The organism is Corynebacterium sp. Z-1, from assembly GCF_031844665.1.
Classification (GTDB): domain Bacteria; phylum Actinomycetota; class Actinomycetes; order Mycobacteriales; family Mycobacteriaceae; genus Corynebacterium; species Corynebacterium sanguinis.
Genome location: NZ_CP134621.1, coordinates 868,078 through 891,673, shown reverse-complemented (window position 1 = coordinate 891,673; position 23,596 = coordinate 868,078). Strand labels below are relative to the sequence as shown.

The window sequence follows — 23,596 nt, the reverse complement described above, 5'->3', positions numbered from 1 at the left end:
ACCTACTGGCACTCTACCCCCGAGAGTGCTAACTGACAACATGCACGAGCGGCACCGCGACGTCGAGAGTGGTGTCCGTGCCCACCCCGAGACTCGAGGCCGTCCCGCCCTCGTGGATCAGCTGCGCGGCCAGCGCCGCGATCATCACGCCGTTGTCCGTGCACAGCGACAGCCGCGGCACGCGCAGCTCAACGCCGGCGGCCTCGCAGCGCTGTGCGGCGAGCTCGCGCAGTCGCCGGTTCGCCGCCACTCCGCCGCCCAAAAGCAGCACGTGCGCGCCGGTATCCTCGCAGGCCATCAGCGCTTTTTTAGTCAAGACGTCGCACACCGCCTCCTGGAACGACGCGCACACATCCTCCACCGAGATCACGCGCCCCTCGCGCTCTGCGGCCTCCACGTAGCGCGCCACGGAGGTCTTCAGCCCCGAAAAGGAAAAGTCGTAGCGGTGCTCGCCTCGCAGGTCCTCGGCCTTGCTCAGCCCGCGCGGGAAAGGAATCGAGGCGGTGCCTTTCGCCGCGAGCTTATCGACGACCGGCCCGCCCGGGTACCCCAGCCCCAGAAGGCGTGCGACCTTGTCGTACGCCTCGCCGGCGGCGTCGTCAAGCGTGCTGCCCAGCTCCCGCATCGGCTTGCCCACGGCCTCGACCTCCAGCAGCTGCGTGTGCCCGCCGGAGACGAGCAGCGCCACCGAGTGCGGCAGGTCCTCGGCGCCGTCGAGGTTGGCCACCGCGACGTGGCCACCGAGGTGGTTGACGCCGTAGAAATTAACTCCCCAGGCCGCGGCATAGGCCTTCGCGGCCGAGGCCCCCACCAGCAGCGCCCCGGCCAGGCCCGGGCCGACCGTGGCGGCCACGGCGTCGGGCGCCGTGATGCCGGCATCGCTCAGCGCCGCCTCCATCACCTGCGGCAGCGCCTCGAGGTGGGCTCGCGACGCGATCTCCGGCACCACGCCGCCGAACCGGGCGTGCTCGTGCATGGACGACGCCACCCGGTCGGCGAGGATCTCCATCGACCCGTCGTTGCCCAGCGCGACGATCCCGACCGCGGTTTCGTCGCAGGAGGTCTCGATACCTAAAACGATCATGTCCCTGGATCCTCCTCGCCGCGCGGGTGCCTCATCATGGAAAACGCGTCTGCGCCCGACGGCTGGTAGTACGCCTTGCGCGTCGCCAACACCGAAAAACCGTAGCTCTCATACAGCGCGATCGCCGGGGTGTTGTCCGTGCGCACCTCTAAAAACATTGGCCCGCCCATCAGGTCGGCGGTGTGCACGAGCTGGTCCATGAGCACCCGCCCGATGCCGCGGCCCTGGTAGGCGCCGTCCACCGCGATGGTGTGGACCTCGAACTCTGGGTCGTCGCGCGGGCCGAGCATGGCCAGGCCCGCGTACCCGACAAGAGTCTCGGCACCGTCTTCATCAACGAAGGCGCCGACGTAGAACGTGTACGGCTGGGCGAATTGCGCCACAAACACGTCGCGCGACCACGGGTTGTCCCCCTTGAACAACGCCTGCTCAATCTCCGTGACCCGGGTCGCGTCCGAGATGGTTAACTCCCGCAGCCTCACGCAAGCTCCCCGAGGTCGATCTCCGGAATCGCGGCCGAGCGGGCGGCGGGTTTCGGCGGGACCGCGTCCGGCCGCCTGAGGTAGAGCGGGACCAGCGGCGCGGGCTCGGCGTCGAGGTCCGCAACGCGCGCGAGCCCGACCGGGCTCGGCGCTACGTAGGTCACGGTCGCCTCGCCTACCTCAAGCTGCGGGCTCAGGTGCTCCGGGACGCTAATCACGGCCGCTCCGCGCGTATCGACGTCCCCCGGAGCCGTAACGCTCGGCCCCGCGACGCGCGCGCCGCCGACGAACTTCGCCCAATAGATTTCCTTGCGCCGCGCGTCAGTGGCCACGACAACGGGGCGCTCGGTGGGGGCGTCGATAAGCGAGGCGACGGCGTCGTGGGTAACCACGCCATGGACGGGGATCCCCAGCGCTTGACCGAAGGCTCCCGCCGTGGCCATGCCGACGCGCAGCCCGGTGAAGGGGCCGGGGCCGCAGCCGACGACGATCGCCGTGAGGTCGCCGAAACCGAGCCCTGCCTGGTCCAAAAGCCGGGTTACCTCGGGCACGAGCCGCTCGTTGTGGGCCCGCGTCTGTGTCACCGATTCCGCGATCGTCCGGGGCTCATCCGACGCGTCGACGAGGCCGACCACGAGGTCGCTCGTCGCGGTGTCCAGTGCCAGAACGATCACAAGCGAGCTCCCTTAGGAGTTAATGCCCATCGTCCACGTGCCCTCGTTGACGTAGAACGGGATCGGGGTGTTCAGCGGGAAGGACTCGGACTGCGCGACGGTGCAGATGTTCACGGTGTCCAGGTTGATCTTGTCCAGGGTGACATCGCCGCCGCGCTCCGCGGGCAGCAGCACCATGTAGCCGTACTTGCCGCTCAGGTCGACCTCGGCGGCATCTAGGTCGAACGCCTGCAGCTTCGCCAGGGTCAGCTCAGCCGGATCCGTCGGGCACATCGTGGTGTAGCCGGCGAAGGAATCGTCGTACACCAGCGCGGGGTTAACCAGCTCCGCCACGACCGAGTCGCCGTTGGCGGCCTCGGTAGCCTGCAGGCTCTGGGCGAGCGAGTTGGTGTGGCTCACCTGCGCCCCTCCCCTCGTCATGGGGATGAAAATGATGGCGATGAGGACGATTACCCACAAGGCGAGGGCGAGCCCGATCCAGCGGCGATTGGCGTTGTTCAGCTTCAGCATGGACTAGATCCTACATCGCTACTGCTCTGGGACTCTTACTTCCCAAAAGATCAGCCTGCCCTCGGAGTCCGGATCCTGGGCGACGAGCGTCTCGCGGTCAATCGTGACCTTGAGGTAGGCCGAGGCGATCTGCTCGACCAATCCCCCGCCCCATTCCGCGACAACAACTGCCGTGTCAAGGTCCGTCTCCAAGTCCAGCGCATCGAGCTCGCCGAGCGGGTCGCCGGACGAGCCCTCACCGATGAGCCGGTAGGCGTCGACGTGCACGAGCGACGGCCCGCCGTCCCGCGACCTGTGCTCGCGGGCAATGACGAACGTCGGGCTGGTCACCCGACCTGAAACCCCCATGCCGTCCGCGATGCCTTGCGTGAACGTCGTCTTGCCCGCCCCGAGCGGGCCGTCGAGGATGACCACGTCGCCCGCCTCGAGGGCTGCGCCCAGCTCGTGGCCGAGCTGCTTAGTCTCGGCCGCGGTGTCACAGCGCCGCGAGCCGTTCTCCGGGAAATCGCCCCTCATGCCTGCCTACCTCCGTGAAAGCTGCGCACCGTGCGCCCCTTCGGGGAGCACACGATCTCGTAGTTGATGGTGCCGACGCGCTCGGCGAGCTCGGTCGCGCTCATCCCGCCGGCGCCGAAGATGATCGCCTCGTCGCCCCCCGCCACACCCTCCGGGTTGCCGCCGAGCCAGATCAGGAACTGGTCCATGCACACGCGCCCCACCTGCGGGTAGCGCCTGGCGCCGATGGCCACATCCAGGTTGCCCTGCCAGGAGCGCCCCACGCCGTCGGCGTAACCCGCCGGAACGACCGCGATGAACCCGTCCTCAGGCGCGCTCCAGGTCAGCCCGTAGCTCAGCGCCTCGCCCGCCGCCAGCGGCTTGACCGCAAGGATCCGCGCCACCCACGTCATCGCCGGGCGCAGGCCGTGCTCGGTCCCCGCGATCGGTTCGAGCCCGTAGAGGCCCAGCCCGGCGCGGACCTGGTCGAAAACAAGATCCGGGCGGCTGAGCAGCGACGGCGTGTTGGCGAGGTGGTTACACTGCACGTCGAGGCCGTGCGCGCGGGCGCGCTCGATCGCGCGGCGAAACGCCCGGGCTTGGACGTCGTTGTACGGGTGCGCCGGCTCGTCGGCCACGGCGAGGTGGCTCATTAGCCCGCGCACGTTGAGCCCGGCGCGCGCCGCGAGGGAGAACGCCTCGTCCCAGTGCGCCTCGATGAGCCCCGAGCGGTGCATGCCGGTGTCCACTTTGATGTGCAGGGGGGCGCCGATGTGGGTGTCGATAAGCCAGCGAAGATGCTCCAGGGTGGGCACGCCGAGCTCGATGCCGGCGGGGATGTCCTGGCCCGGCACCCACAGCCACGACACCACGGGCTTGGCGGTCAGCTCGCGTACCTCGGCAGCCTCGGCGAGCGTGGCGGTGCCGAAGGCGTCGGCGCCCGCGGCGTCCATCACCGGCACGACCCGGGCGACACCGTGGTTGTAGGCGTCGGCCTTGACCACGCACATCAGGCGCGCGCTGCCCGCGAGCTGGGACAACAGGCGCGTGTTGTGCGCGATCGCGTCCAAGTCAATGCGTGCGGTGAGCAGATCCATGGCCACTATTGTGCCGGATCTAGACGAGGTGGAGTCCACCGAGGATCACCAGTAGCACGGACACTGCCCACGTCGCCGTGAGCGTGACCGGGCGCGGGTTGGCCCGAGCCCAGGCGAAACCGCGGCCGGCGGCGCTGTCCGGGCTCCGGCGCACCCACGCAACCACGAGCGCGCAGGCCGTGGGCAGGCTCAGCGCCACCGTGGCGTACAGCACGAGCGAGAGATAGCGCACCGCGGGCTCAATGCCGGCGGTCGACAGCAGCGCCAGCCCGCCGTAGAACGGCACGGACGTCGCCGACTGAATCAACCCCAGGACAAACCCCGTGGCCACGGTTTTCGGCCCAGGCGTGCGCAGCGGCACCATGACCTTTTCCACCACCGCGGAGTGATCCCCGCCGCGCAGGGCCAAAAGGCCTGTGACCACGCCCGTCGCGATGAGCACGACGCCGAAGACGGGGCCCTCAACGAAGCTCTTTACCACGGGTCCGAGGCCGTCGAAAATAACGAGCATGACTAGCGCGAGGCTGGCCACACCCAGCCAGTCGCCGATGATCAGCAGCGAAGTGATTTTCGCGTACGCGTGCTTGACGACGATCCCCACCGCGACGATCACCCCGATCAGCAGCAGGTTGATCGAGTCGACGAAAGCAAGGGAGAGGGCTCCGAGCATGCTGAAAGGTTCTCGCGCCTACTCGACCGTGACCGACTTGGCCAGGTTGCGCGGCTTGTCGATGTCTTCGTTGCCGTTTTCGCGCGCGATGTCCGCCGCAAGGAACTGCAGCGGCACGGTGGCGAGCAGGGGCTGCATGATCGTCGGCGTCTGCGGGATGCGCAGCAGCCAGTTGGCGTACGGCTCGACGGCGGTGTCGCCCTCCTCCGCGATCACGATCGTCTTCGCCCCGCGCGCGCGGATCTCCTGGATATTGGAGACGATCTTCGAGTGCAGCTGGCTCACGCCGCGCGGGCTGGGCACGATGACCACGACCGGCAGGTCGTCTTCAATCAGCGCGATCGGACCGTGCTTGAGCTCGCCCGCCGGGAAGCCCTCGGCGTGGATGTAGGCGAGCTCCTTGAGCTTGAGCGCGCCCTCCAGGGCGATCGGGAAGCCGACGCCGCGGCCGAGGAAGAGCATGGTTTTTACAGCACCCAGGGTCTCAGAGATCCGCTTGACCTCGTCGCGCACGGTCAGTGCGGTGGCGATCTTGTCCGGGATGGCCTCGAGTTCCTTCCAGATCTCGGTGATCTCGTCCGGGTATTTCGTCCCCTTCGCTTGCGCCAGGGCGAGGCCGACGATGTAGTTTGCCGCGACCTGCGCGAGGAACGCCTTGGTCGACGCCACGCCGATCTCCGGGCCGGCGTGGGTGTAGAGCACAGCGTCGGACTCGCGCGGGATCTGCGAGCCGTTGGTGTTGCAGACCGCGAGCACCTTCGCGCCCTGCGTCTTCGCGTGGCGCACGGCCTCTAGCGTGTCGGCGGTCTCGCCGGACTGCGAGATCGCGAGCACCAGCGTGCGCTCGTCGAGCACCGGGTCGCGGTAGCGGAACTCGCTGGCCACCTCAATCTGGACCGGGATGCGCACCCAGTGCTCGATGGCGTACTTGGCCGCCAGGCCGGAGTGGTAGGCGGATCCACAGGCCACAACGAACACCTGGTTGAAGGACTTCAGCTCCGTGGGGGTGAGGTTGTTTTCATCCAGCGTGACACGGCCGTTGGCCCAGTGGCCGGCCAGGGTGTCGCGCACTGCGGCGGGCTGCTCGAAGATCTCCTTCATCATGAAGGAGTCGTAGCCGCCCTTCTCCGCGGCCTCGAGGTCCCAGTCGATGGTAAATGGTTTGCCCTCGGCGGGCGTGCCGTCGAAGTTGAGGATCTCGTAGTCGTCCTTGGTGATGATCACCACGGAGTCGTGGCCCAGCTCGACGGCCTGCTTCGTGTGCTCGATGAAGGCGGCGACATCGGAGCCGAGGAACATCTCGCCCTCGCCGACGCCGACCATCAGCGGCGTAGAGCGACGCGCGGCGATGATCTGGTCGGGGTGGTCGGCGTGCACGAACAAAAGCGTGAACGCGCCCTCCAGGCGGCTGAGAACGTGCAGCGCGGAGGCGCGGAAGTCGCCCGCGGTCTCACCCTCGTTGTACGCCTTGGCCAGCAGGTGCGCGGCGGTTTCAGAGTCTGTGTCGGAAGTCAGCTCGACGCCGTCGCGCTCGAGCTCCGCGCGCAGCGCGGCGAAGTTCTCGATGATCCCGTTGTGCACGATCGCGACCTTGCCGTCGAAGGAGATGTGCGGGTGCGCGTTCTCGTCCGTCGGTCGGCCGTGGGTGGCCCAGCGCGTGTGGCCGATAACTGTGGTTCCGGTGAGGGTGTCTTCGCCGATCTCAGAGATTTTGTCCTCTAAGTTGGCGAGCTTGCCGGCACGCTTTGCGCTGGCAATGCCGTTCTCGCCGACAACGGCAACGCCCGCGGAATCGTATCCGCGGTATTCCATGCGGCGCAGGGCCTCAACGGCGATGGGCAGCGATTCTTTCGTGCCGACATATCCAACAATTCCACACATGCGCCCCACCCTAATACAACCTCTTACCCCCACCCGCATCTTACTTCTCGACGCCCAACCTGACCGCACCGCCAACCAATTACGCATCAACCGCCCCTGCCACTGACAACATGACGTATTCTTGCTGTTGTGTCTGCGAAATTGAAGAAGCTGTCTGATCTGACAAAGCGTGGCCCGCACCGGGTCCTCGAGGGCGACCTTGGCTACACCGGCCTGCCTGGGAAGGTGTACGCCCCGGCGGAAGGCGAGGGCCTTCCCGCGATTGCTTTCGGCCACGACTGGATGAAGAGCATCGACGATTACCATGCCACCCTGCGCCACCTGGCCAGCTGGGGAATTGTCGTCGCGGCCCCCGCCACCGAGTCGGGCTTCAAACCTGACCATGCCGGATTCTCCGCAGACTTGGACAGTGCGATGCAGATCCTTGCGGGCGTGCGCCTCGGCAACGGAAACATCACCGTGGCCCCGGGCAAGATTGGCGTTGCGGGACACGGCATGGGCGGCGGCGCCGCAGTGCTGTCCGCGGTGGACAACGACAAGGTCAAAGCCGTCGCCGCGATTTACCCGGCCAACACCGCGCCCTCGTCGATCCAGGCGGCGCGGAACATCTTCCTGCCGGGCATGGTCATCGGGGCCGACGATGACTCCGACTCCCTGTTCGACCCGGGCAACCCCGCGAAACTGGCGTACAACTGGGCTGGAGATGTGGTTTACCGAATCCCGGCCAAGGGGAGCCAGGCAAGCTTTAGCGAAGACGGCATAGTCAAGCGCATCCTGGGGCTGGCTCGCCCCAACGGGAAGGTGCAGGCAACGGTGCGCGGGCTGCTCGTGGGTTACTTCCTTCACCAGCTCGACGGCCAGAGCAAGTACTCCGACTTCAGCGAGGCCGACGCCACCGGCGCGAAGGTCACCTCGCTGCACGGGGACGATCTCGCGGAGCGCGCCGGCCTGACTCGCGACGACTCCAGCTTCTCCTTCTTCTAAGTTTCCGAGCCGTGAGGGCGGGCGACTCTACGTCTCGTCCTTGTCGTCGCGGCGCAGCACTCCCTGCACGCGGCCGTTTCGGCGCACAGGTCGGTAAACGCCCCGCGGGGTGACCGGTGCCGGGCGCAGCTTCATTTCCCGCGCTATGGCCTGCTGTCGCCCAGCTTGCTCCATTTGGCGGTGAGCCTCGGCGATCGCCGCCTCGAAATCAACCATCCGTTTCGCGGTTCGGAGTTTGTACTGCTCCACGAATTCGACGAAATCCATCACCATTCACCTGACTTCCTCATCTTGGGTGTAGGGTCCGCGGGCGGTGTTTCAACCTCCGCGGGCTGCGTTTCAGCCTGCACGGGCTGCGTTTCAGCCTGCACGGGCGGTGGAGCAGGCGGGGGCGTCTGGAGACCTGCCGCCTGAAGCTTTGCAGCCGGCGCCGGTGGCTCTTCGACCTCCGCCAGTTCCGGCGGCGCTGCGGCAACGGGTTCCGCGGGAGCAACTTCGGCGACTTCCTCCGTCTCGCCGTGGGTGCAGCAGGTCTCCCCCGGGCACTCGGCGGCTGCCTCAATACTTTCCGCCAGGTGGTTGAGGCACTCCAGGGTGATGCTGATCCCAATCTGCGCGAGAATCCCGGTCAACGGTGACGCGTCAGGTTGCGGCGAAGAGAACTGCGCCGCGACGTCGCAGGTGGGCGGTTGCAATGCAACGGAGTGAGTCTGCAGCTCAGATGACGCACCGAGATCGAAGTTAAAAGAAATCGAGGTCGGGGCTTGGGTTGAGGCTTGGGTTGAGGCTTGGGGTTGTGCCTGGGGCTCGCAGCCGTCGTCAAGCGAGGCGGGTGCGGTGGGCGCGGCGGGCACGGCGGGTGCAGTGGGTGACGGGGCGGTGCTCACCGGCGGGCAATCCCACTGCTTGTGAGGTTGGGGCTGGTGCTCGAGCATGTCGTTGCACGCCTGCGTGACGGCTCCGAGGCAGGTTTCAACCTGGCCGTTTCGGTCGTCTACGATTCCTTTAATTTGCTCGAAGCCATTGAGGACGAGTGGCAGGATAAGCCCAGCCTTCCGGCCGATCGGGTGGATCCTGGCGATGCTGAGCAGGGCGGAGATGACGTCGGCCACTCCCCCAATGGCTTCGTCGGCGGTGGTGTCGATCTCGCGGATGGCGTCGCAGCAGTGGGTCACGTCGTGGCACAGCTGCTCGGCGTTATCCCCCTGGATCCCCTCGGCGTCTTCGCGCCCCTTCTCATCGGTGGACACACCGATCGAGTCGAACCAGTTGGAGGTGTGCTCGGCGCCGATCTTGCTGAGCACGTCTTTGATGAAATTGGCCGCGAAACCGCCTATGCCGCGGCCGCGCCTGGGCGCAGTGGCTGATGTGCCCAGCTTGTTCGCGCTCGCCGCTACAACATCGAGGTTCATACCCTCGGTCTTGAGGTATTCGCGGGCGATCGCTTTGGCAACAGAGTCGATCCTGGCCACCACCGCGGGGTCCGACCCTGGGATCGTCGCCGCCTCCGCCGCTAACGATGAGAGGTTCTGCGTCACCGTCGTTGTCATCGCAGCCCCACCTCCGACGCGTTGGCGGCATCGGTTTGTTCCACGGAATCCATCAGGCTACGCAGCTGGCGCCATCCCTCAACCCGGTTGGCGAGGAACTCGACGTTACGCTCCTGCATCCGCGACATGGCTTCCGCCAACGCGCGCCCGTGGGCTTCAAAACCCGCCCCGACGGCATGCGCCGGAAAGGTAGGCGCGTTGTCGCGCAGCTGCGCCGCGAGTTCCTCGTACTGGGCAATCGCGGAATCGAGCCGTTGGCGAACGGCTTCCGGATCCACGTTCAAAGCCTGCTCCATGACATCCCCCTTCAATGTCGGCCGTTACCGGCCCACAACCGCAACAGTTGCACCCTGATTAGACTCCCCCGAGCCCGATGCGGTTCCCTGCATCCCGGAAAAACTTTCGGCACTGTGAGAAGTTGTTCCGGTTACAGGGTGAAAGCTACACCGAAGATACGACCGCCGCGAGGCGGCCCGCGATCTTGCGCGCTTGCTCCTGCTCAGAGGCCTCCACCATGACGCGGAATACCTCCTCGGTGCCCGAGGGCCGCAGCAACACGCGGCCGTTGTCACCGAGTTCAGCCTCGACTTCCGCAACCGCGGCCTTGACGTCTTCGGCGTCGATGATGCAGGACTTGTCGGACACCGGGACGTTGATGAGCACCTGTGGCAGGACCTTCATCACGCCCGCAAGTTCCTCAAGGCTCTTGCCGGTTTCCGCCATGCGCGCCATCAGCAGCAGGCCGGACAGGGTGCCGTCGCCGGTCGTCGCAAAGGCGGGCACGACGATGTGGCCGGACTGCTCGCCGCCGAGCGAGTAGCCGCCGCGCCCGAGCTCCTCGAGTACGTAACGGTCCCCCACCTTGGTCTGCTTCATGGTGATTCCCTCGCGCTGCATCGCGAGCTTGAGGCCGAGGTTGCTCATCACCGTCGCCACCAGCGTGTTTTCCTGCAGGATGTTCTTGTCGCGCATCGCGGTCGCGAGGATCGCCATGATCTGATCGCCGTCGACGATGTTGCCCTTGGCGTCGACGGCAAGGCAGCGGTCCGCATCGCCGTCGTGCGCCAAGCCGATGTCGGCACCGTGGCGCACGACGGCCTGCTGCACCTGCTCCATGTGCGTCGAGCCTGAACCGTCGTTGATATTGAACGCGTCCGGGGTGTTGAAGATCGGAATCACCTCGGCGCCCGCGGCCTCGTACGCCTTCGGCGCGATCTCGTAGGCGGCGCCGTTGGCGCAGTCGACCACGACCTTGATGCCGGTCAGGTCCGTCGTGACCGCGCGCTTGAGGTGAGCGAGGTAGCGCTCGCGGGCATCGGGGGCTTCCTCGATGACGCGCCCGACGCCGGTTCCGGTCGGGCCGTTGTCGTCCAGATGCTCCATCGCTGCTTCGATCTTGTCCTCGACCTCGTCGGGAAGCTTGCGCCCACCGGCGGAGAAGAACTTGATGCCATTGTCCGGCATGGGGTTGTGGGAGGCGGAAATCATTACCCCGATGTCGGCCCCGTAGTCGTCGGTAAGAAAGGCCAGGCCGGGGGTTGGGATCACGCCGACGCGCAGCACGTTGACACCTTTCGACGCCATGCCTGCTGCCATCGCGGCCGCCAGCATTTCGCCGGAGACGCGCGGGTCGCGCCCAATGATGGCGGTCGGGCGGCGCTTGCCGCTACCACGGTTCTCCGTCAGCACCATCGCGGCGGCTGCGCCCAGCTTCAGCGCCAAGGGAGCGGTCAGAACTTCATTGGCCAATCCACGGACGCCGTCCGTTCCAAACAAGCGAGTCATTCGTGTCATTATGCCCGAGCAACCACGCACACCCAGACAGGACCCCACCGTGGCGAATACAAAAACCGCCCCCGCGCTCGCAGTGGCGAACGTGGGGGCGGCGAGGCGCACAAGCGATTAACGCTTCGAGTACTGCGGTGCGCGGCGGGCCTTGTGCAGACCTGCCTTCTTGCGCTCCACGGCACGTGCATCACGGGTGAGCAGGCCGGCCTTCTTCAGGGTCGGGCGCTCAGCCGGGTTGTAAACGTTGAGTGCGCGGGCGATAGCGAGGCGCAGTGCACCGGCCTGGCCGGTGGGGCCGCCACCGGAGATGTTGGCCTTGATGTTGAACTGGCTCTCGCGATCGAGCAGCGTCAGCGGCTGCAGGATGTCCTGCTGGTGCAGCTTGTTCGGGAAGTAGTTCTCGAACTCACGGCCGTTGACGGTGATGGTGCCGTCGCCCTCCGTCACGGTGACGCGGGCGATGGCGCGCTTACGGCGGCCAACGGTCTGGATCGGACCCTCGTGCAGGGACACCGGCTCGACGGTCTCCTCGGACCCCTCCTCCACCACGGGAGCGACGGCGTCGCCGATGGTGTAGTTGAATTCCTCGGTCGCGGCGGTCGCCAGGTTGACGTCGACCTCTGCGTCGAAGTTCTCTTCGGTGTAGTTGTTCGGCTCGGTCATTACTGGGCCACCTGCTTAAACTCGAAGGTTTCCGGCTTCTGAGCCTGGTAGGGGTGCTCGGAGCCGACGAAGACGTGAAGCTTCTTGATGGACTGGCGAGAAAGGCGGTTGTGCGGCATCATGCCGCGCACTGCCTCCTCGACGACGCGATCCGGGCGCTCATCCAGAGCACGACCCAGGGTCATGGACTTCAAACCGCCCGGGTAACCGGAGTGGCGGTAGCGCATCTCGCGTTCGCGCTTGTTGGAGGAGATGTGGACCTTGTCGGCGTTGATCACGATGACGTGGTCGCCGGTGTCAACGTTGGGCGTGAACTGGGGCTTGTGCTTGCCGCGCAGGATGTCCGCTGCGGTGGAAGCGAGCTTGCCCAGTACCACGTCGGTTGCGTCGATGACGTACCACTGACGGGTAATGTCACCGCTCTTCGGGTGGTAAGTAGACATGTATGACTCCTTAAAGTCTGCCTAGATGGCTGCCGGCCAGAAACCTTGCCGTGCGCCCAGCATCGTCCTGACGGCGGCCGGTGGAGACCCGACGGACGATGTCACTCCCACTGCGGGGCGCGAGAACACACAGGGGTATAAGACTACGGCACGGGGTTTCGATCGCCAAAAAACGCGGATCGACTTATCTTAATTTCCCATAGAACATGTTGTCGTATTTTTTATTAATAAATCTGCTTGTAAGTATTGCACTCGCTTTTACATTCGATTACAATAGAGAGCAACAAGGAGGGGGACATGGGAAACACTACTCAGCACTTAGACCCGACCGAGTACTTCTTTAGGACGCAGCGCCCGGGGGATGCCGTCGCCGCGCTCGCGCAGCGCAAGCGCGATGCCGACTTCGAGCTGTTCAAGGCGTGGGCAGATCCCGCGCACTGCGTCGACGATTTCGAGCTGGAGGTCGCAGCCCTCCAGGAGGCCGTGGGTGAGAGCAGGTCAGCGATCGAAAAAGCCATTTTTGCTTATCGACGCCTCTCCGACCTGCCCCAGCTCCGATCCACGCAAAGCACCACGCGCGTGCTGGACATCAAAAGGCTCGTCGCCATCGACAACGCCATCGCCGAACTCGGCCCCGATGTCTCGCACGAGGTTCTGCAGCTTATCGACGCCTACCTCACCGACACTTTCACCCCACGCAAGGCAAACCAGCCGCTGCTGTCGCCGAAGGCGATCACGCACCGGCTGAAGCGGTTCATCGCCAAGTTCGACGAGCGGGTTGATTACGACCCGAAGAAGCGCAAGGACCGGGCGAAGGCGGCTGAGAACTTCACCCTCTACGAGTTTTCCGCCGGCAAGCGCTCCGGCCTGACGGTTGAGTGCGACAACACGACGCACGCGGTGATGAAGGAGTTTCGCCGCCAGGTTGCCCGGGAGCACAAGGTCTCCGAGAGTGAAGCCGCGAAACTGATCCTCACCGGCCGCCACACCACGCAGCCCAACGTCACCATCTTCGGGTACGCGCCGCTGACCCCGGAGGGCACCGTCGTGCCCGGGGCGTCGGTGTTCTTCCCCGGAAGCGGGTGGACGGACGCCGCGGGAACGGCCGAGTTCGACGACCTCACCGAGGCCACCCCGCCGCGCATCATCAACCTCGATGAGGTAGCGGAGCACGAGATTGCCGGCTACGTGCCGTCGTCTAGCATGCGCGCCTACGCAATTGCCCGCGACGGGGTGTGCATCTGGCCTGGCTGCGACCGCGATGCCACGGAATGCCAGCTGGACCACCGGGTTCCGTTCCAGGAAAATGGCGCGACGACCCCGTCGAATTTGTACTCGCTCTGTCAGCGGCACCACAACGTGAAGACGGACCGCCGGGCGTACTACGTCCCGGATCCCGCCACCGGTGACATCGTGTGGCTGTTCCCGGACGGGACCTACCAGCTGTCGCAACCCGAAGGGTTTATTGGTGAGCACATCAGCCCGCACAACCCGAGGTGGAATATCGACCTGGATTCGAGGCTGCGCGAGCGCGACCGGGTGAGGACGTTCTTCGCCCGCGGGCACAAGATCCTCGACGACTTCGACCTCACGCAGAACGTCCATGATTGCATGGAGGCGCTGGTGGATCTTGAACGTGAGTTCGGCATGACCTTCCCGTTCGAACCGCCACTGGACGATGGCGATGATCTCGATGCCGACGTTGCGGCGCTGATCGCCAGTGATCCGTACCTGCGGTACGGAGATGCGATCTACTAAACAGCGCGCCCCCACAGCACCAAGCGATGCTGCGGGAACGCGCTGCGTATCCCCCGATGAAAAAGCCCCGATGTATGTGCGGTGTTCTAGCCCCAGCTTTGCGCGGCGGCGTTGTTGACCTGCTGCATGCGGCTGTTGCCCCCGTCAACAGCCTCGGCGACGCTGTTCAGGATGGCGTTGAGGTCGCTCGCCGCCGAATCCCACTCGCTTTGGTGGACCTTGTAAGCCTCGGCCGCGTCACCCGTCCAAGTGGAGACCATCGGTTGCAGGCCGCTCTTGAGCTCGTCGAGCATCCGGTTGATCTGCGCGACCGAACCACGCAGGTCCTCGGCCGCCCCGGCGAGCTGGCCGAATTCGTACTTGATTGTCATAGTCGTTCTACCCCTTTGTCTCTAGAGCGCAAGGCCCGCGCTGGTGCTGATGGAGCGCAGGTCGTCGGTGTTGGAGGCTTCGATGTTTTCGTAGTTCTTCGCGTTGTCGCGCAGGTTCTCGGCGATCGCGGCGAGCGCCTGGCCGAGGCGGCGCTGCGCATCGTCGTACCGCAGCATGACCCCGTCGAAGCTGGTCTGGGCCTCGCCCTGCCAGTACGAGCGGGTGCCTTCGACGACGCCCTGGATGCGTTCGATCTCTCGGTTGACTGCGTTGTTTGTGTCGTCCACGTTGTTTGCGGCCGAGCGCATGACGTCGGCTTCAGTTTGGAGCTGAGCCATAGTGTCTCCCCCTTGTATGTGCGTCCGTGTGTGGGCCCGGATGTGGCCTCACCCCTATTTGACTGCCCCGAGGCGCCTCCGGTTCCATCCGACCCGAAAGTTTTTCTACTCGGCCGCACTAAACGTCGCCGACTCCATGGCCATCCGGCACGTCGCGCTGTGCACCGTCGTCGGTTCGGCGCGGGTGTGGCACCCCACCGAAAGCTGGTGGTCCGCCTCGGCCCAGGTTTTCCACAGCGCGTGCGACCCGTCGGCGCTGTCCTCGCGGTAGGTTAGCGCGGTGCCGTCGTCGCTGAGCAGCTCGACCGTGGGGTCCGCGTCGATTTCCGCCTTGATCTGCGTAAACAGCTGCTCGGGCGGCAGTTGGTAGAGCGGGTCGACGGCCAGCTGCAGCCGAAAATCGGGGTCGCTGCCCGTCGCGCGCCACATGTCGCCATCGACCTCGACGCTAAACCCCGCGGGCACCTCCACGGTCAGGCCTTGCCGCGAAATCACCGTCGGCGGAGGCGGCGCTTGCTCGCTTGTCGACGGCTCACTCTCCGACGTCGTCTCAATCTCCGGCGCCGGCTCGATCTCAGACTCCGCCACAACGTCGCCGTCACCGGAACCAGCAGCCAGCACCGTCGACAAGATCGCGCCGAAACACAGCACCACGGCAATGCCGATCACGACGATCTGCCACCCGTCGAGGGGGAAGATCCCGGGCGCTTCCGCCTCGGGGCGCGCTATGTCGATCGGCCCATCGTCGAAGAAATCCGCGGGCTCCGCATCCCGTATCGCGTGTTTGCCCCCTGACCTCCCGGAAGTCGGTTCGTGGGAGAGCTCCACGTCGTAGCCGCCAAGCGCCCGGGCAATCAGGGCAAAGTCCTCGGCCTCCGCCACGACGCGGACGTGCGCGTTGCCCGGCGCGGGCCCGAGCACGCTTCGGATGTAACCTGCGATCTCCGCGGGTGTCGGGTGATCGTCGCGGCGCACGTTGGCCAGCCCGGCGAAAGTCGTCGTATCAGAGTTGACGGTGACGGTGATGTCGGCAGCGGTGGTCGTCATTGCCCCTCGCCTTCCGGTTCGAGAGTGGCAATCTGAACGTCGCCAGCGTTGTGCCCGGCGCGCATCAACGTCGCCCTCCCGGGCGGCTTCGACGCGGGTTTGACCCCGAACAGGGCACCTTCGTCTTTGTTGCCGTCGAAGATGAGGACGTCGGGGGTGAGGTCTTTCAGCGCGGCGAGCAGACCGCTGTAGAGCGCCCTGGCGCTGCCGCCGAACTTGCGCGCGACGATGACGTGCAACCCGACATCGTGCGCGTGGGGCAGCAGCGACAGCAGGGGCCGAAACGGCTCGTCGCCGACAATGTCGAGGTCATCGATAATTAGGTAGATATCCGGGCCCTCCCACCACGACCGCTCCGCGAGCTGCTCGGCGGTGACCTCCGGGCCCGGCAGCCTAGAGCGCAAGGTTTCCACCGCCGCGTTGACCGTCTCGCTTACCGACGACGCCACGGCGTACGCAGCAACCATGTCCGAGCCGCTGAGGTGCAGGTGCGTGCGCCGCGGATCCACGAGCACGATCCGGGCGCGCTGCCTCGGCAGCGAGCAGATCCCCGCCAAAAGCGTGGCAATCAGCGTCGACTTGCCGCTTCCCCGCGAGCCGATCGCCAAAAGGTGCGCGGCATCGAGGAAGAGCGTGTCAAGCTGGCTGCCCCCGATGCCGAAGGGGAGGCGCTGGCCGGTGGGGGCGTCGAGAAGCGAGCGTGCATCCACCACCGCGGGCAGGACCTTGAGCCGCGGCACCCGCGGCTGCGCGGCGGCCTGGGCGGCAATGTGCGCGAGGTCTTGAGGGTGCGTGGCGGCAACGAGCATGTGCCTGCCGTCTGGCGCGAGACCGCGGCCCGGCGCGGCAGGCACCCTGAGCTGCTCTTTCCTGCTGATCAGTGAATCCGCCGCCTCGGCAAGGTGCAGCTCGAAGCGCGTCCCGATTAGGTCGCGCACGGCTGCGCGGATCGCGTTCCACCGTTGCGTGGACACGATCAGGTGGACGCCGGCCGCGGGGCCTTCCGAGGCGATGCGGGCGAGCGGGTCACGCAGATCCTCCAGCGGCGAGTCGGCGGCGACGATCGCGTGCCAACCGTCAACCACTAAGAACACCTGGCGTCCGCCCGCGCGGGCAGGGTTGTCGATGATGGCGCACACCTCGTCGACAATGCGGCGGGCCCGCTCCCCTTGCGCGCGCGTCGCGGTACCCGCAACGTGCGGCAGCACCTCGAGATCCTCCATACGCCCGGCGCCAGCGTCGATCGCGTAGAAGCACAGCTCGGCGGTGGAATGCGTCACAGCGAGCGCCGCGACGATCGTGCGCAGCGCCATGGACTTGCCCGACTGGGGCCCGCCCGCCACAGCGACGTGTCCCCCAGCCGCGGAGAAATCTACGCTCGCGTGCTCTTGGCGCTGGTGGTAGGGGTCGTCGATAAGCCCGATGGAGACGCTCAGCGGCTGCGACGACTCGCACACCGCCGACAGCTCCACCGACTCGGGCAGCGGCGGCAGCCACACCTGGTGGGCGCGCAACCCACGCAGCTCAGCGGTCTGGCGCGCCTTGGCGACGACAGCGTCGAGAAGCGTCGTCGACTCATCCACGCTCACCACCGTCGACCCCTCGGACGCGGCGAGCTCCGGCGACTCCCAGCCGCGAAACAGCCCCACGCTCGGGCGCGCCTGGACCTCCCCGAGCTCCACACGGCGGGTCAGCGGCCCGGACACGTACGCGGCGCGGAAGCGGGTCAGCTCCGGCGCACCCGCCTTGAGGTAACCGTTGCCGGGCTCGTTCGGCAGCTCGTAGGCGTCGGGCACGCCGAGCACCTGGCGCGACTCGCCCGCGGAGAACGTGCGCAGACCAATGCGGTACGACAGGTGGGAATCCAGCCCGCGCAACTTGCCCTCCTCCAAGCGCTGCGAAGCCAGCAGGAGGTGAACACCCAGCGAGCGGCCCAGCCTGCCGACTGCGACAAACAGGTCCACAAAGTGCGGGTGCTGAACTAGCAGCTCGGAGAACTCATCGACGATGATGAGCAGCGCCGGTAGCGCGGCAAGGTCCGCGCGCCCGCCGCGCCGCGCCGCGGAGTAGTCCGTGATGTTTGCGAAGTTGCCCGCGCTGCGCAGCAACTCCTGGCGCCGGTTCAGCTCGCCGGAGATGGCGTCGTACATGCGCTCGACGAGCACCGCCTCGTTATCGAGGTTGGTGATCACGGCCGCCGTATGCGGCAGCGCCTCGCACCCGAGGAAGGTGGCGCCTCCCTTGAAATCGACCAGCACCAAGTTGAGCTCCTCCGGCGAGTGCGTGGCAACAAGGGCCGTGACCAGGCATTTTAAGAACTCGGACTTTCCAGCACCGGTCGCACCAATGCACAACCCGTGCGGGCCCATGCCGCCGTGGGCGGACTCTTTAAGATCCAGGTGCACGGGCACCCCGTCGGGCGTCGCGCCGAACGGCACGACCAGGTTCTGCCGGGTGCCCTCCCTGCCGCGCCACATCGAGTGCGGGTTGAGGTCGTCGATATCGGCAATGCCCAGCATCGACAGCAGATCCGAGGCGGCCCCGCTGGCACCGGTGTCCTCCGGCCGGCGGTAAAAGGCCAGGTGGCGGGCAAGCAACTGCGCCTGGGCGACGCTAAACACGTCGGGCCGGCCCAGCGTCTCGGCCCCCTCGAGTGTGTGCGCGACGATTTCCTCGGCGCAGGACAGGTGCAGGGAGTCCTCATCGCCGATGTAGTCGGGATCCGCGTCGACCACGATGACGCAGTCGATCCCGGGTGTCAGAAGAGCGGCGCTGGCCTGCGCGCTGTCGGCGACGGCGACGCACAATGCCGCGTGGTCTGGGTCGCGCGTGTGCGGCAGCCACTTGACCCACCCGAAGTCCGGATCCCCGTGCAAGTTGACCACCCCCACCATCTCCGGGCCGTGGAAGAAGCAGAGCTGGCTGATCACCGCGCGCGCCACCTCCGCGGCGCGCGGGCCAGCCAGAGTGATCGCCGGAAACGCGCTAAGCTGCACGACGATCGGCATGGCCGGCACCGTGCTCACCGCCGCCACCGTGCGACGCAGACTCACCGCGCACACGGGGTCCAAGTCCTCCGGCGAGCCCGGGTCGCCCACCTCAATCGGGGTGCACAGCGAGGTCGCGCCCTCGCCGAAGCGCACCTCCCAGGCGCGCGGCGAGTCAAAGGCCCGCTCCCAGACCCGCGACGTCGGCGTGGCGTGGATCAGCTCGGCCGGCTCGGGGTGGAAGTGCGTGACGTGGGCGCGCTGCAGCCTCGCGTTACGACGCGCCTGCGCCGCCAACGCGTCGAGGTGGCGCAGGTACACCCGCCGAGTTTCGTCGATATCGCCCTGCTGATCGGGCGGGTTAACCATCATGAGCGTGCTCAGCACCATCATCAGCGGGAAAATCATCATCATCGGGCTGACGTCGCGGCCCGACAACGCGAGCGTGGCGACCATCGCGCCAATCGCAACGACCATCACCACCGGCATCAGGATTTTCATGATCGGCTGTGGCGCGTCGCGTCGCGCCTCCGGCACGGGCTCGGCGATGAGCCTGCCCTGCGGCAGCGGCGGCGCCGGTTCCGCCGCGTGAGCGTGTTGCGGCACCAAAACCGCAGTGTGGTCTAGACCGAGCACAGCAGATTTACCCCCCCGTAGAAATAGTCCCGAGCTCCCCGTAGCTGTGGACGTGGTGGACATCTTAAGCAATAATTGGCGCAGACGCGCGGCAGCGGGGGTTCGCGCGGGAAGTTTTCGGGGGTATCTATGGTTGCCACGTCTGCGCACCACATCGTTCGCGTCACCGTCCGCATTGACGTCGCATCGTTTCACCGCGACATCGACCTGACGCTGCCGACGTCGTCCACGTTCGCCGAGATCCTGCCTGAGTTGGCGCGCTTGGTCGATCTGCCCCCGTTGTCGCGCCCGTGGGAGGTCACCACCGTCGCCGGAGCCCTGCTCGATCAGCATCGCCCGCTGTATCAGCAGCGGCTTAGCGACGGCCACATCATCGTGCTGCGCCCTCGCGAACCCGTGCCCCCGCCCGTTGTGCGCGACGCCGCGGAGTCCCTCGCGGCCGCATCCGCCGACGACCGCGCGCCGCAAGGCCTGGACATCGTGGCCGCGGCCGTAGGTGCTGCGGTGATCGGCCTGCTCACGGGGCTGCCGGCGGCGGCGGCGGCAGCACTGTTCGCGGTGAGCATTCTGGCGCGCTCCCGCGCGCTGTTCGCCGGTTTCGCTGTGGTTGCCGCGGTGAGCACCGGGCTGTGGGTCGGCGAGCTCGACGTGGCCCTCGGTGTCGCTGCCGCCGCCGCGACGCTCATCGCCGGCGCCGGGCTCGGCGTGGTGCTCAAGCTTTCCGACACCCCAATCACCGCCACCCTGGCCACCACCGCCGCCCTGCTCGGCGCCGGTGCATGCGCGGCGGCGTGGTTGTCACCTCCCACCGCGCCGGCCGCCGCGGTAGTGCTCGCCGGGCTCGGCGCGGTGATGTTCACGCCCGCCGTGGCAACGCGTGCCTCGGGCATCGCCATCCCGCGGGTGCCCACCGCGGGAGAGAACTTCTCCATCGCGGACACCCACCAGCACGACGTCGACGTGCGCGGGCGGGTGGCGCGCCGCGTCACCGCCGGCGTGTCCGCCGGGGTGTGTTTGTGCTGCGTGCCCGCGCTCACGTGGCTGGGATGGCTCGGCGGGGGCTGGGTGAGCGCGTTTAGCCTCTGCACAGGCGGTGCGCTCGTGCTGCACTCGTTTCGCCACCACGACACCGCGTCGCGCATCGCGCTCGCTGTTACGGCGTACGCCGCGGTCGCATGCGCCTGCCTCGCCGTAACCGACAACGCGCACCCGGTGTGGCTGGGGTTTTCTTACTTCCTCGCGGCGCTAACGCTGACCGCGCCGCTGTGGTCGGCCCGGGTGCCCGATTTGGAGCCGACGTCGCTGGTGTGGTTCGAGCGCGCGGAGGCACTCGCGATTATCGCGGTGTTCCCGCTCGGGCTGTTACTAATGGGCGCCTTCGACCTGATTCGGGGCGCGTGATGCGCGGGCGCGCTGCCATCGTCGCTGCCACATTCCTCGCGCCCGCCCTGGTCGCGCCGGGTGCCGCCGCCCAGGACGTAGTGTGCGCCCCGCCCGCCCACGCGGACGCACCCGCCACGCCCGAGTGGGCCCCGCAACTGCGCCGGTTCGCCACCGGCGCGGGAGTGCGTGTGGCGGTGATTGACACCGGGGTGGCCGCCTCGCCCGAGCTGGACCAGCTCGTCGCGGGCGGGGACTTCGTCACCCCGGACGCACCCGACGCGCTGTTTGACTGCGACGCCCACGGCACCGTCGTAGCCGGAATCATCGCGGGCACGACCGCCGGCATTGCCCCGGACGCGGAGGTGATTTCCATCCGCCAAACCTCCGCCCACTACCGCGAGCAGGAATCGAGCCCCGGCGCGGGCAGCGTGCGAACGCTTGTCGACGCCCTTAACAACGCCCTCGACCTCCAAGCCGACGTAATCAACATTTCCGTCGTCTCGTGCCTCGACCCGCGCGTTGCCCCGCGGGTCGACACCACCGGCCTCGATGCCGCCCTCGCGCGGGCGGAGGCCGAAGGGGCCGTGGTGGTGGCCGCGGCAGGCAACGTCACCTCGCAGTGCCCGCAGGGTTCGAGCGTGATCCCATCGCACTCCCCGACCGTGCTGGCGGTTGGTGCGCGCTCGGACGCGCACCAACTCGCCGACTATTCCGTTGAGGTGCCGGAGTCGTCGACGCAGCTGTCGGCGCCGGGCGATGTGGCGGTTGCGCTGTCGCCCGATGGGCGCGGCTGGGCCGCAGGCACGCTCGACGCGCAGGGCAACGTGATTGCGTTTGAGGGCACAAGCTTCGCCGCACCCGTCGTGACGGGCTCAGTGGCGTTGCTGCGCCAGAGGCACCCAGAGCTCACGCCCGCCGAGGTCCGCACCCTGGTTGCCGCCTCGGCGCAGCCGCACGGCGGCGCCATCGACCCGCTATCAGTGGTGACCCAGCTGCGGCCAGAGTCCCCGACGCAGGATCACACCGTGCTGGTCTCCGCCGCGCAGCAGTCGACGTCCGCGGCGGCCGAGCGCTGGCGCAGCGTCGTCATCGGCCTCGCGGCAGTGCTGGTCATCGCCGTCGTCGGCGCTGCTATTCGACGCCCCTACTAATACGCCGTCACCAGCGCCCCATCCTGGGTCAGCGTGTCTCCCTGCGGCAGCAGCGCGATGATCTCCCACGGCACCTGCTCGACGTGCTCGGCGCCGATCATGTCGAGCACGTTGCGGTTCGGGACGTCGTGACGCATGCCGATGATAGAGACGACGTGGTAGCCGTGGCCTGAATCGACGGCAACGGAGCCGTCGTCAAGCCCCGAGAAAGCGACCGCGACCGCGTCGCCGGACAGCGCGATCGAGGAGGGCACGGGCGCGGTGTACGTCGCGCCGACCTGCGCTTCGGTGGCGCACACCGTTTCCGTGGCCGGGTCGACCCAGGCCGGCACCTCGGCGGGCAGGCGGATGTCGCTTGGCGGGTCGGCGTCGGGAAGCTGCGCGAGTTCGGCGCTGTCCACCGAGCGCTGCGACGCGCCGGCTTGAGTGAGGATCTCGCTCTGCAGCCGGCTCAGCGGCTGGACACCGCCATCGGCTGCGATTGCCCACGCGTCGGCGTCATTGACAGCGACCTCGGGCAGCGGATCAGGCAGGTCTAGCGGGGCGTCTTCCTTGATGGCGTCGAGAAGCTGCGACGGCGGCGACCAGCGCGGGGTGCTGGCATCGACGCCGAGCGCGCGGCGGATGACGCGACCTGTGGGGGTGTCGGCGGGCGGCAACTCGCGGCGGCCTTCGCCCGTGACCAGCCACTGCTGCCCGCCCACCTCGGCGAGCACGGCCGACGCCCCGGCGAGCGGACTCGCAGCCGGCCCGGCTATGACGCCGACCTCGCCGCCTGACGTGCACGCCGACCACGACAGGTCCGCGCTATCGCGCGGGGCGAACAACGACGGCGCCACCGCGAGGCCCACCGGCACCCCGCGCGGCTGCGCGAGCAGGTTGTTGTCGCCAATGCGCTGCGGCTGCTCGGGCGCACCGACGATCAGCCGCGCCGAGGTCAGGTTCGTGACTGGGTGAACGATGTCGTTGATGCGGACATACAGCTCGCCGCTGGAGGAGCGCAGGATGGGTGCATCGCCCGGATCGGCGTTGGGCCGCAGCCACGCAAACAGCGCTGTGATCGCGGCGATGAGCAGCACCGCAACAACGCTGAATATCGTGGCGCGCTGCCGCGACGCCAACGGGTCGTGGATCATCCGGATATCCCCGAAGATCAGCCCGTGCTCAACCCTGCGACGCATGAAGCGGTGCCCCGACACCTGGGCGCGCGTGGTGGGCAGCAATCGCCGCGGCGAATGAGACGACATGTTTCCCCCGAACGTCGTAGTAATACGGCCAGCGCACCCCACACCAGCCGAGTTGGCACCGACGGTACCGCAAGTGGTGGGGATGCGCGCGCTGGGCGGGGGTTTTGCCGGGAGATGTTTGTTGACTGTGACATCTGCCCGGGCGCAATGTCACGGTCACGGTGAACCCGGCATCGGCGACCTGGGGTTTTGTGGGGCGTTGTGCGTTGACCGTGACATCTGACCGAGTGCAATGTCACAGTCAAGGTGCACCCGGCATCGGCGACCTGGGGTTTTATGGGGCGTTGCACGTTGACCGTGACATCTGACCGAGTGCAATGTCACAGTCAAGGTGCACCCGGCATCGGCGACCTGGG

23 protein-coding genes are annotated in these 23,596 nt (G+C 67.1%); 4 read left to right on the top strand and 19 right to left on the bottom strand.

Going from position 1 to position 23,596, the window contains the following annotated elements; translation table 11 throughout:
• Positions 1–28 precede the first annotated feature (28 nt).
• Genes tsaD through glmS form a run of 8 tightly spaced genes read right to left on the bottom strand, consistent with a single transcriptional unit; the run spans position 29 to position 6,893 of the window.
• A complete protein-coding gene (gene tsaD, locus RIU96_RS04435) occupies positions 29–1,084 on the bottom strand; it encodes a tRNA (adenosine(37)-N6)-threonylcarbamoyltransferase complex transferase subunit TsaD (protein WP_311205140.1) in 1,056 nt (351 codons plus the stop codon).
• Positions 1,081–1,566 carry a ribosomal protein S18-alanine N-acetyltransferase gene (rimI, locus tag RIU96_RS04430; RefSeq protein WP_311205139.1) on the bottom strand — a complete coding sequence of 162 codons (486 nt, stop codon included), beginning with the start codon at positions 1,564–1,566 and terminating at the stop codon, positions 1,081–1,083. Before rimI ends, tsaD begins: the two co-directional genes overlap by 4 nt.
• Complete coding sequence (gene tsaB / locus RIU96_RS04425) at positions 1,563–2,240, bottom strand: tRNA (adenosine(37)-N6)-threonylcarbamoyltransferase complex dimerization subunit type 1 TsaB (RefSeq protein WP_311205138.1); 678 nt, start codon at positions 2,238–2,240, stop codon at positions 1,563–1,565. Before tsaB ends, rimI begins: the two co-directional genes overlap by 4 nt.
• A gap of 12 nt (positions 2,241–2,252) precedes the next feature.
• Positions 2,253–2,750: a hypothetical protein gene (locus RIU96_RS04420; RefSeq protein ID WP_136650827.1), complete on the bottom strand. Its 498-nt coding sequence runs from the start codon at positions 2,748–2,750 to the stop codon at positions 2,253–2,255.
• Between the two features lie 18 nt (positions 2,751–2,768).
• On the bottom strand, positions 2,769–3,266 hold the full coding sequence (gene tsaE / locus RIU96_RS04415) for a tRNA (adenosine(37)-N6)-threonylcarbamoyltransferase complex ATPase subunit type 1 TsaE (RefSeq protein ID WP_311205137.1): 498 nt from the start codon (positions 3,264–3,266) through the stop codon (positions 2,769–2,771).
• Positions 3,263–4,342 (bottom strand): alanine racemase, encoded by a 1,080-nt coding sequence (gene alr, locus RIU96_RS04410; RefSeq protein ID WP_311205136.1) that lies wholly within the window; start codon positions 4,340–4,342, stop codon positions 3,263–3,265. The genes tsaE and alr overlap by 4 nt, the downstream gene beginning before the upstream one ends.
• Before the next feature lie 19 nt (positions 4,343–4,361).
• A complete protein-coding gene (locus RIU96_RS04405; protein WP_144689000.1) occupies positions 4,362–5,012 on the bottom strand; it encodes a sulfite exporter TauE/SafE family protein in 651 nt (216 codons plus the stop codon).
• 18 nt (positions 5,013–5,030) lie between these two features.
• On the bottom strand, positions 5,031–6,893 hold the full coding sequence (gene glmS / locus RIU96_RS04400; protein ID WP_136650823.1) for a glutamine--fructose-6-phosphate transaminase (isomerizing): 1,863 nt from the start codon (positions 6,891–6,893) through the stop codon (positions 5,031–5,033).
• A 129-nt stretch (positions 6,894–7,022) separates the two neighbouring features.
• Here glmS and RIU96_RS04395 point away from each other — a divergent pair, with 129 nt between their 5' ends.
• Positions 7,023–7,877: a poly(ethylene terephthalate) hydrolase family protein gene (locus tag RIU96_RS04395; protein WP_136650822.1), complete on the top strand. Its 855-nt coding sequence runs from the start codon at positions 7,023–7,025 to the stop codon at positions 7,875–7,877.
• A gap of 27 nt (positions 7,878–7,904) precedes the next feature.
• On the opposite strand, the gene RIU96_RS04390 is transcribed toward RIU96_RS04395, so the two are convergent.
• The 6 genes from RIU96_RS04390 to rplM all read right to left on the bottom strand — a co-directional run bounded on the left by RIU96_RS04390 (position 7,905) and on the right by rplM (position 12,321).
• Complete coding sequence (locus RIU96_RS04390) at positions 7,905–8,144, bottom strand: hypothetical protein (RefSeq protein WP_040422383.1); 240 nt, start codon at positions 8,142–8,144, stop codon at positions 7,905–7,907.
• Positions 8,144–9,427, bottom strand: a complete 1,284-nt coding sequence (locus RIU96_RS04385; protein WP_144739919.1) for a hypothetical protein — start codon at positions 9,425–9,427, stop codon at positions 8,144–8,146. Before RIU96_RS04385 ends, RIU96_RS04390 begins: the two co-directional genes overlap by 1 nt.
• Entirely contained in the window at positions 9,424–9,723 is a 300-nt protein-coding gene (locus tag RIU96_RS04380) for a hypothetical protein (protein WP_136650820.1), read from the bottom strand. Before RIU96_RS04380 ends, RIU96_RS04385 begins: the two co-directional genes overlap by 4 nt.
• Before the next feature lie 145 nt (positions 9,724–9,868).
• Positions 9,869–11,212 (bottom strand): phosphoglucosamine mutase, encoded by a 1,344-nt coding sequence (gene glmM / locus RIU96_RS04375; protein WP_144317405.1) that lies wholly within the window; start codon positions 11,210–11,212, stop codon positions 9,869–9,871.
• Positions 11,213–11,329: 117 nt separating this feature from the next.
• A complete protein-coding gene (gene rpsI / locus RIU96_RS04370; protein WP_144772363.1) occupies positions 11,330–11,878 on the bottom strand; it encodes a 30S ribosomal protein S9 in 549 nt (182 codons plus the stop codon).
• Complete coding sequence (gene rplM, locus RIU96_RS04365) at positions 11,878–12,321, bottom strand: 50S ribosomal protein L13 (protein ID WP_136650817.1); 444 nt, start codon at positions 12,319–12,321, stop codon at positions 11,878–11,880. The genes rpsI and rplM overlap by 1 nt, the downstream gene beginning before the upstream one ends.
• A gap of 297 nt (positions 12,322–12,618) precedes the next feature.
• On the opposite strand from rplM, the gene RIU96_RS04360 reads away from it, so the two are divergent.
• A complete protein-coding gene (locus RIU96_RS04360) occupies positions 12,619–14,079 on the top strand; it encodes an HNH endonuclease signature motif containing protein (RefSeq protein WP_144689003.1) in 1,461 nt (486 codons plus the stop codon).
• Positions 14,080–14,165: 86 nt separating this feature from the next.
• Here the strand turns inward: RIU96_RS04360 and RIU96_RS04355 are convergent, their stop codons facing one another.
• From RIU96_RS04355 to eccCa, 4 genes are all read right to left on the bottom strand, one after another.
• Positions 14,166–14,450, bottom strand: a complete 285-nt coding sequence (locus RIU96_RS04355) for a WXG100 family type VII secretion target (protein WP_136650815.1) — start codon at positions 14,448–14,450, stop codon at positions 14,166–14,168.
• A 21-nt stretch (positions 14,451–14,471) separates the two neighbouring features.
• The gene (locus RIU96_RS04350) at positions 14,472–14,789 is read right to left on the bottom strand and encodes a WXG100 family type VII secretion target (protein WP_136650814.1); all 318 of its coding nucleotides are present in this window, start codon (positions 14,787–14,789) and stop codon (positions 14,472–14,474) included.
• 105 nt (positions 14,790–14,894) lie between these two features.
• The gene (locus RIU96_RS04345) at positions 14,895–15,836 is read right to left on the bottom strand and encodes a type VII secretion-associated protein (RefSeq protein ID WP_144689004.1); all 942 of its coding nucleotides are present in this window, start codon (positions 15,834–15,836) and stop codon (positions 14,895–14,897) included.
• Positions 15,833–19,459, bottom strand: coding sequence for a type VII secretion protein EccCa (gene eccCa / locus RIU96_RS04340; protein WP_181729414.1), 3,627 nt, complete (start codon positions 19,457–19,459; stop codon positions 15,833–15,835). The genes RIU96_RS04345 and eccCa overlap by 4 nt, the downstream gene beginning before the upstream one ends.
• Before the next feature lie 129 nt (positions 19,460–19,588).
• Here eccCa and eccD point away from each other — a divergent pair, with 129 nt between their 5' ends.
• Both eccD and RIU96_RS04330 read left to right on the top strand, forming a co-directional pair.
• Positions 19,589–20,860 (top strand): type VII secretion integral membrane protein EccD, encoded by a 1,272-nt coding sequence (eccD, locus tag RIU96_RS04335; RefSeq protein WP_144317411.1) that lies wholly within the window; start codon positions 19,589–19,591, stop codon positions 20,858–20,860.
• Entirely contained in the window at positions 20,860–21,993 is a 1,134-nt protein-coding gene (locus RIU96_RS04330) for a S8 family serine peptidase (protein WP_144689007.1), read from the top strand. The genes eccD and RIU96_RS04330 overlap by 1 nt, the downstream gene beginning before the upstream one ends.
• Here RIU96_RS04330 and eccB read toward each other — a convergent pair.
• Complete coding sequence (eccB, locus tag RIU96_RS04325) at positions 21,990–23,240, bottom strand: type VII secretion protein EccB (RefSeq protein ID WP_144689008.1); 1,251 nt, start codon at positions 23,238–23,240, stop codon at positions 21,990–21,992. The two genes, RIU96_RS04330 and eccB, sit on opposite strands and share 4 nt — an antisense overlap.
• Between the last annotated feature and the right edge of the window lie 356 nt (positions 23,241–23,596).

Bases quoted from the DNA above. Each gene is read 5' to 3' on its own strand.
- RIU96_RS04330 (WP_144689007.1), top strand. From the start codon at position 20,860: ATGCGCGGGCGCGCTGCCATCGTCGCTGCCACATTCCTCGCGCCCGCC.
- rpsI (WP_144772363.1), bottom strand. From the start codon at position 11,878: ATGACCGAGCCGAACAACTACACCGAAGAGAACTTCGACGCAGAGGTC.
- RIU96_RS04385 (WP_144739919.1), bottom strand. From the start codon at position 9,427: ATGACAACGACGGTGACGCAGAACCTCTCATCGTTAGCGGCGGAGGCG.
- RIU96_RS04390 (WP_040422383.1), bottom strand. From the start codon at position 8,144: ATGGATTTCGTCGAATTCGTGGAGCAGTACAAACTCCGAACCGCGAAA.
- tsaE (WP_311205137.1), bottom strand. From the start codon at position 3,266: ATGAGGGGCGATTTCCCGGAGAACGGCTCGCGGCGCTGTGACACCGCG.
- RIU96_RS04345 (WP_144689004.1), bottom strand. From the start codon at position 15,836: ATGACGACCACCGCTGCCGACATCACCGTCACCGTCAACTCTGATACG.
- RIU96_RS04355 (WP_136650815.1), bottom strand. From the start codon at position 14,450: ATGACAATCAAGTACGAATTCGGCCAGCTCGCCGGGGCGGCCGAGGAC.
- RIU96_RS04420 (WP_136650827.1), bottom strand. From the start codon at position 2,750: ATGCTGAAGCTGAACAACGCCAATCGCCGCTGGATCGGGCTCGCCCTC.
- glmM (WP_144317405.1), bottom strand. From the start codon at position 11,212: ATGACTCGCTTGTTTGGAACGGACGGCGTCCGTGGATTGGCCAATGAA.
- glmS (WP_136650823.1), bottom strand. From the start codon at position 6,893: ATGTGTGGAATTGTTGGATATGTCGGCACGAAAGAATCGCTGCCCATC.
- alr (WP_311205136.1), bottom strand. From the start codon at position 4,342: ATGGATCTGCTCACCGCACGCATTGACTTGGACGCGATCGCGCACAAC.
- RIU96_RS04380 (WP_136650820.1), bottom strand. From the start codon at position 9,723: ATGGAGCAGGCTTTGAACGTGGATCCGGAAGCCGTTCGCCAACGGCTC.
- RIU96_RS04405 (WP_144689000.1), bottom strand. From the start codon at position 5,012: ATGCTCGGAGCCCTCTCCCTTGCTTTCGTCGACTCGATCAACCTGCTG.
- RIU96_RS04350 (WP_136650814.1), bottom strand. From the start codon at position 14,789: ATGGCTCAGCTCCAAACTGAAGCCGACGTCATGCGCTCGGCCGCAAAC.
- tsaD (WP_311205140.1), bottom strand. From the start codon at position 1,084: ATGATCGTTTTAGGTATCGAGACCTCCTGCGACGAAACCGCGGTCGGG.
- rplM (WP_136650817.1), bottom strand. From the start codon at position 12,321: ATGTCTACTTACCACCCGAAGAGCGGTGACATTACCCGTCAGTGGTAC.
- RIU96_RS04360 (WP_144689003.1), top strand. From the start codon at position 12,619: ATGGGAAACACTACTCAGCACTTAGACCCGACCGAGTACTTCTTTAGG.
- eccD (WP_144317411.1), top strand. From the start codon at position 19,589: ATGGTTGCCACGTCTGCGCACCACATCGTTCGCGTCACCGTCCGCATT.
- eccB (WP_144689008.1), bottom strand. From the start codon at position 23,240: ATGTCGTCTCATTCGCCGCGGCGATTGCTGCCCACCACGCGCGCCCAG.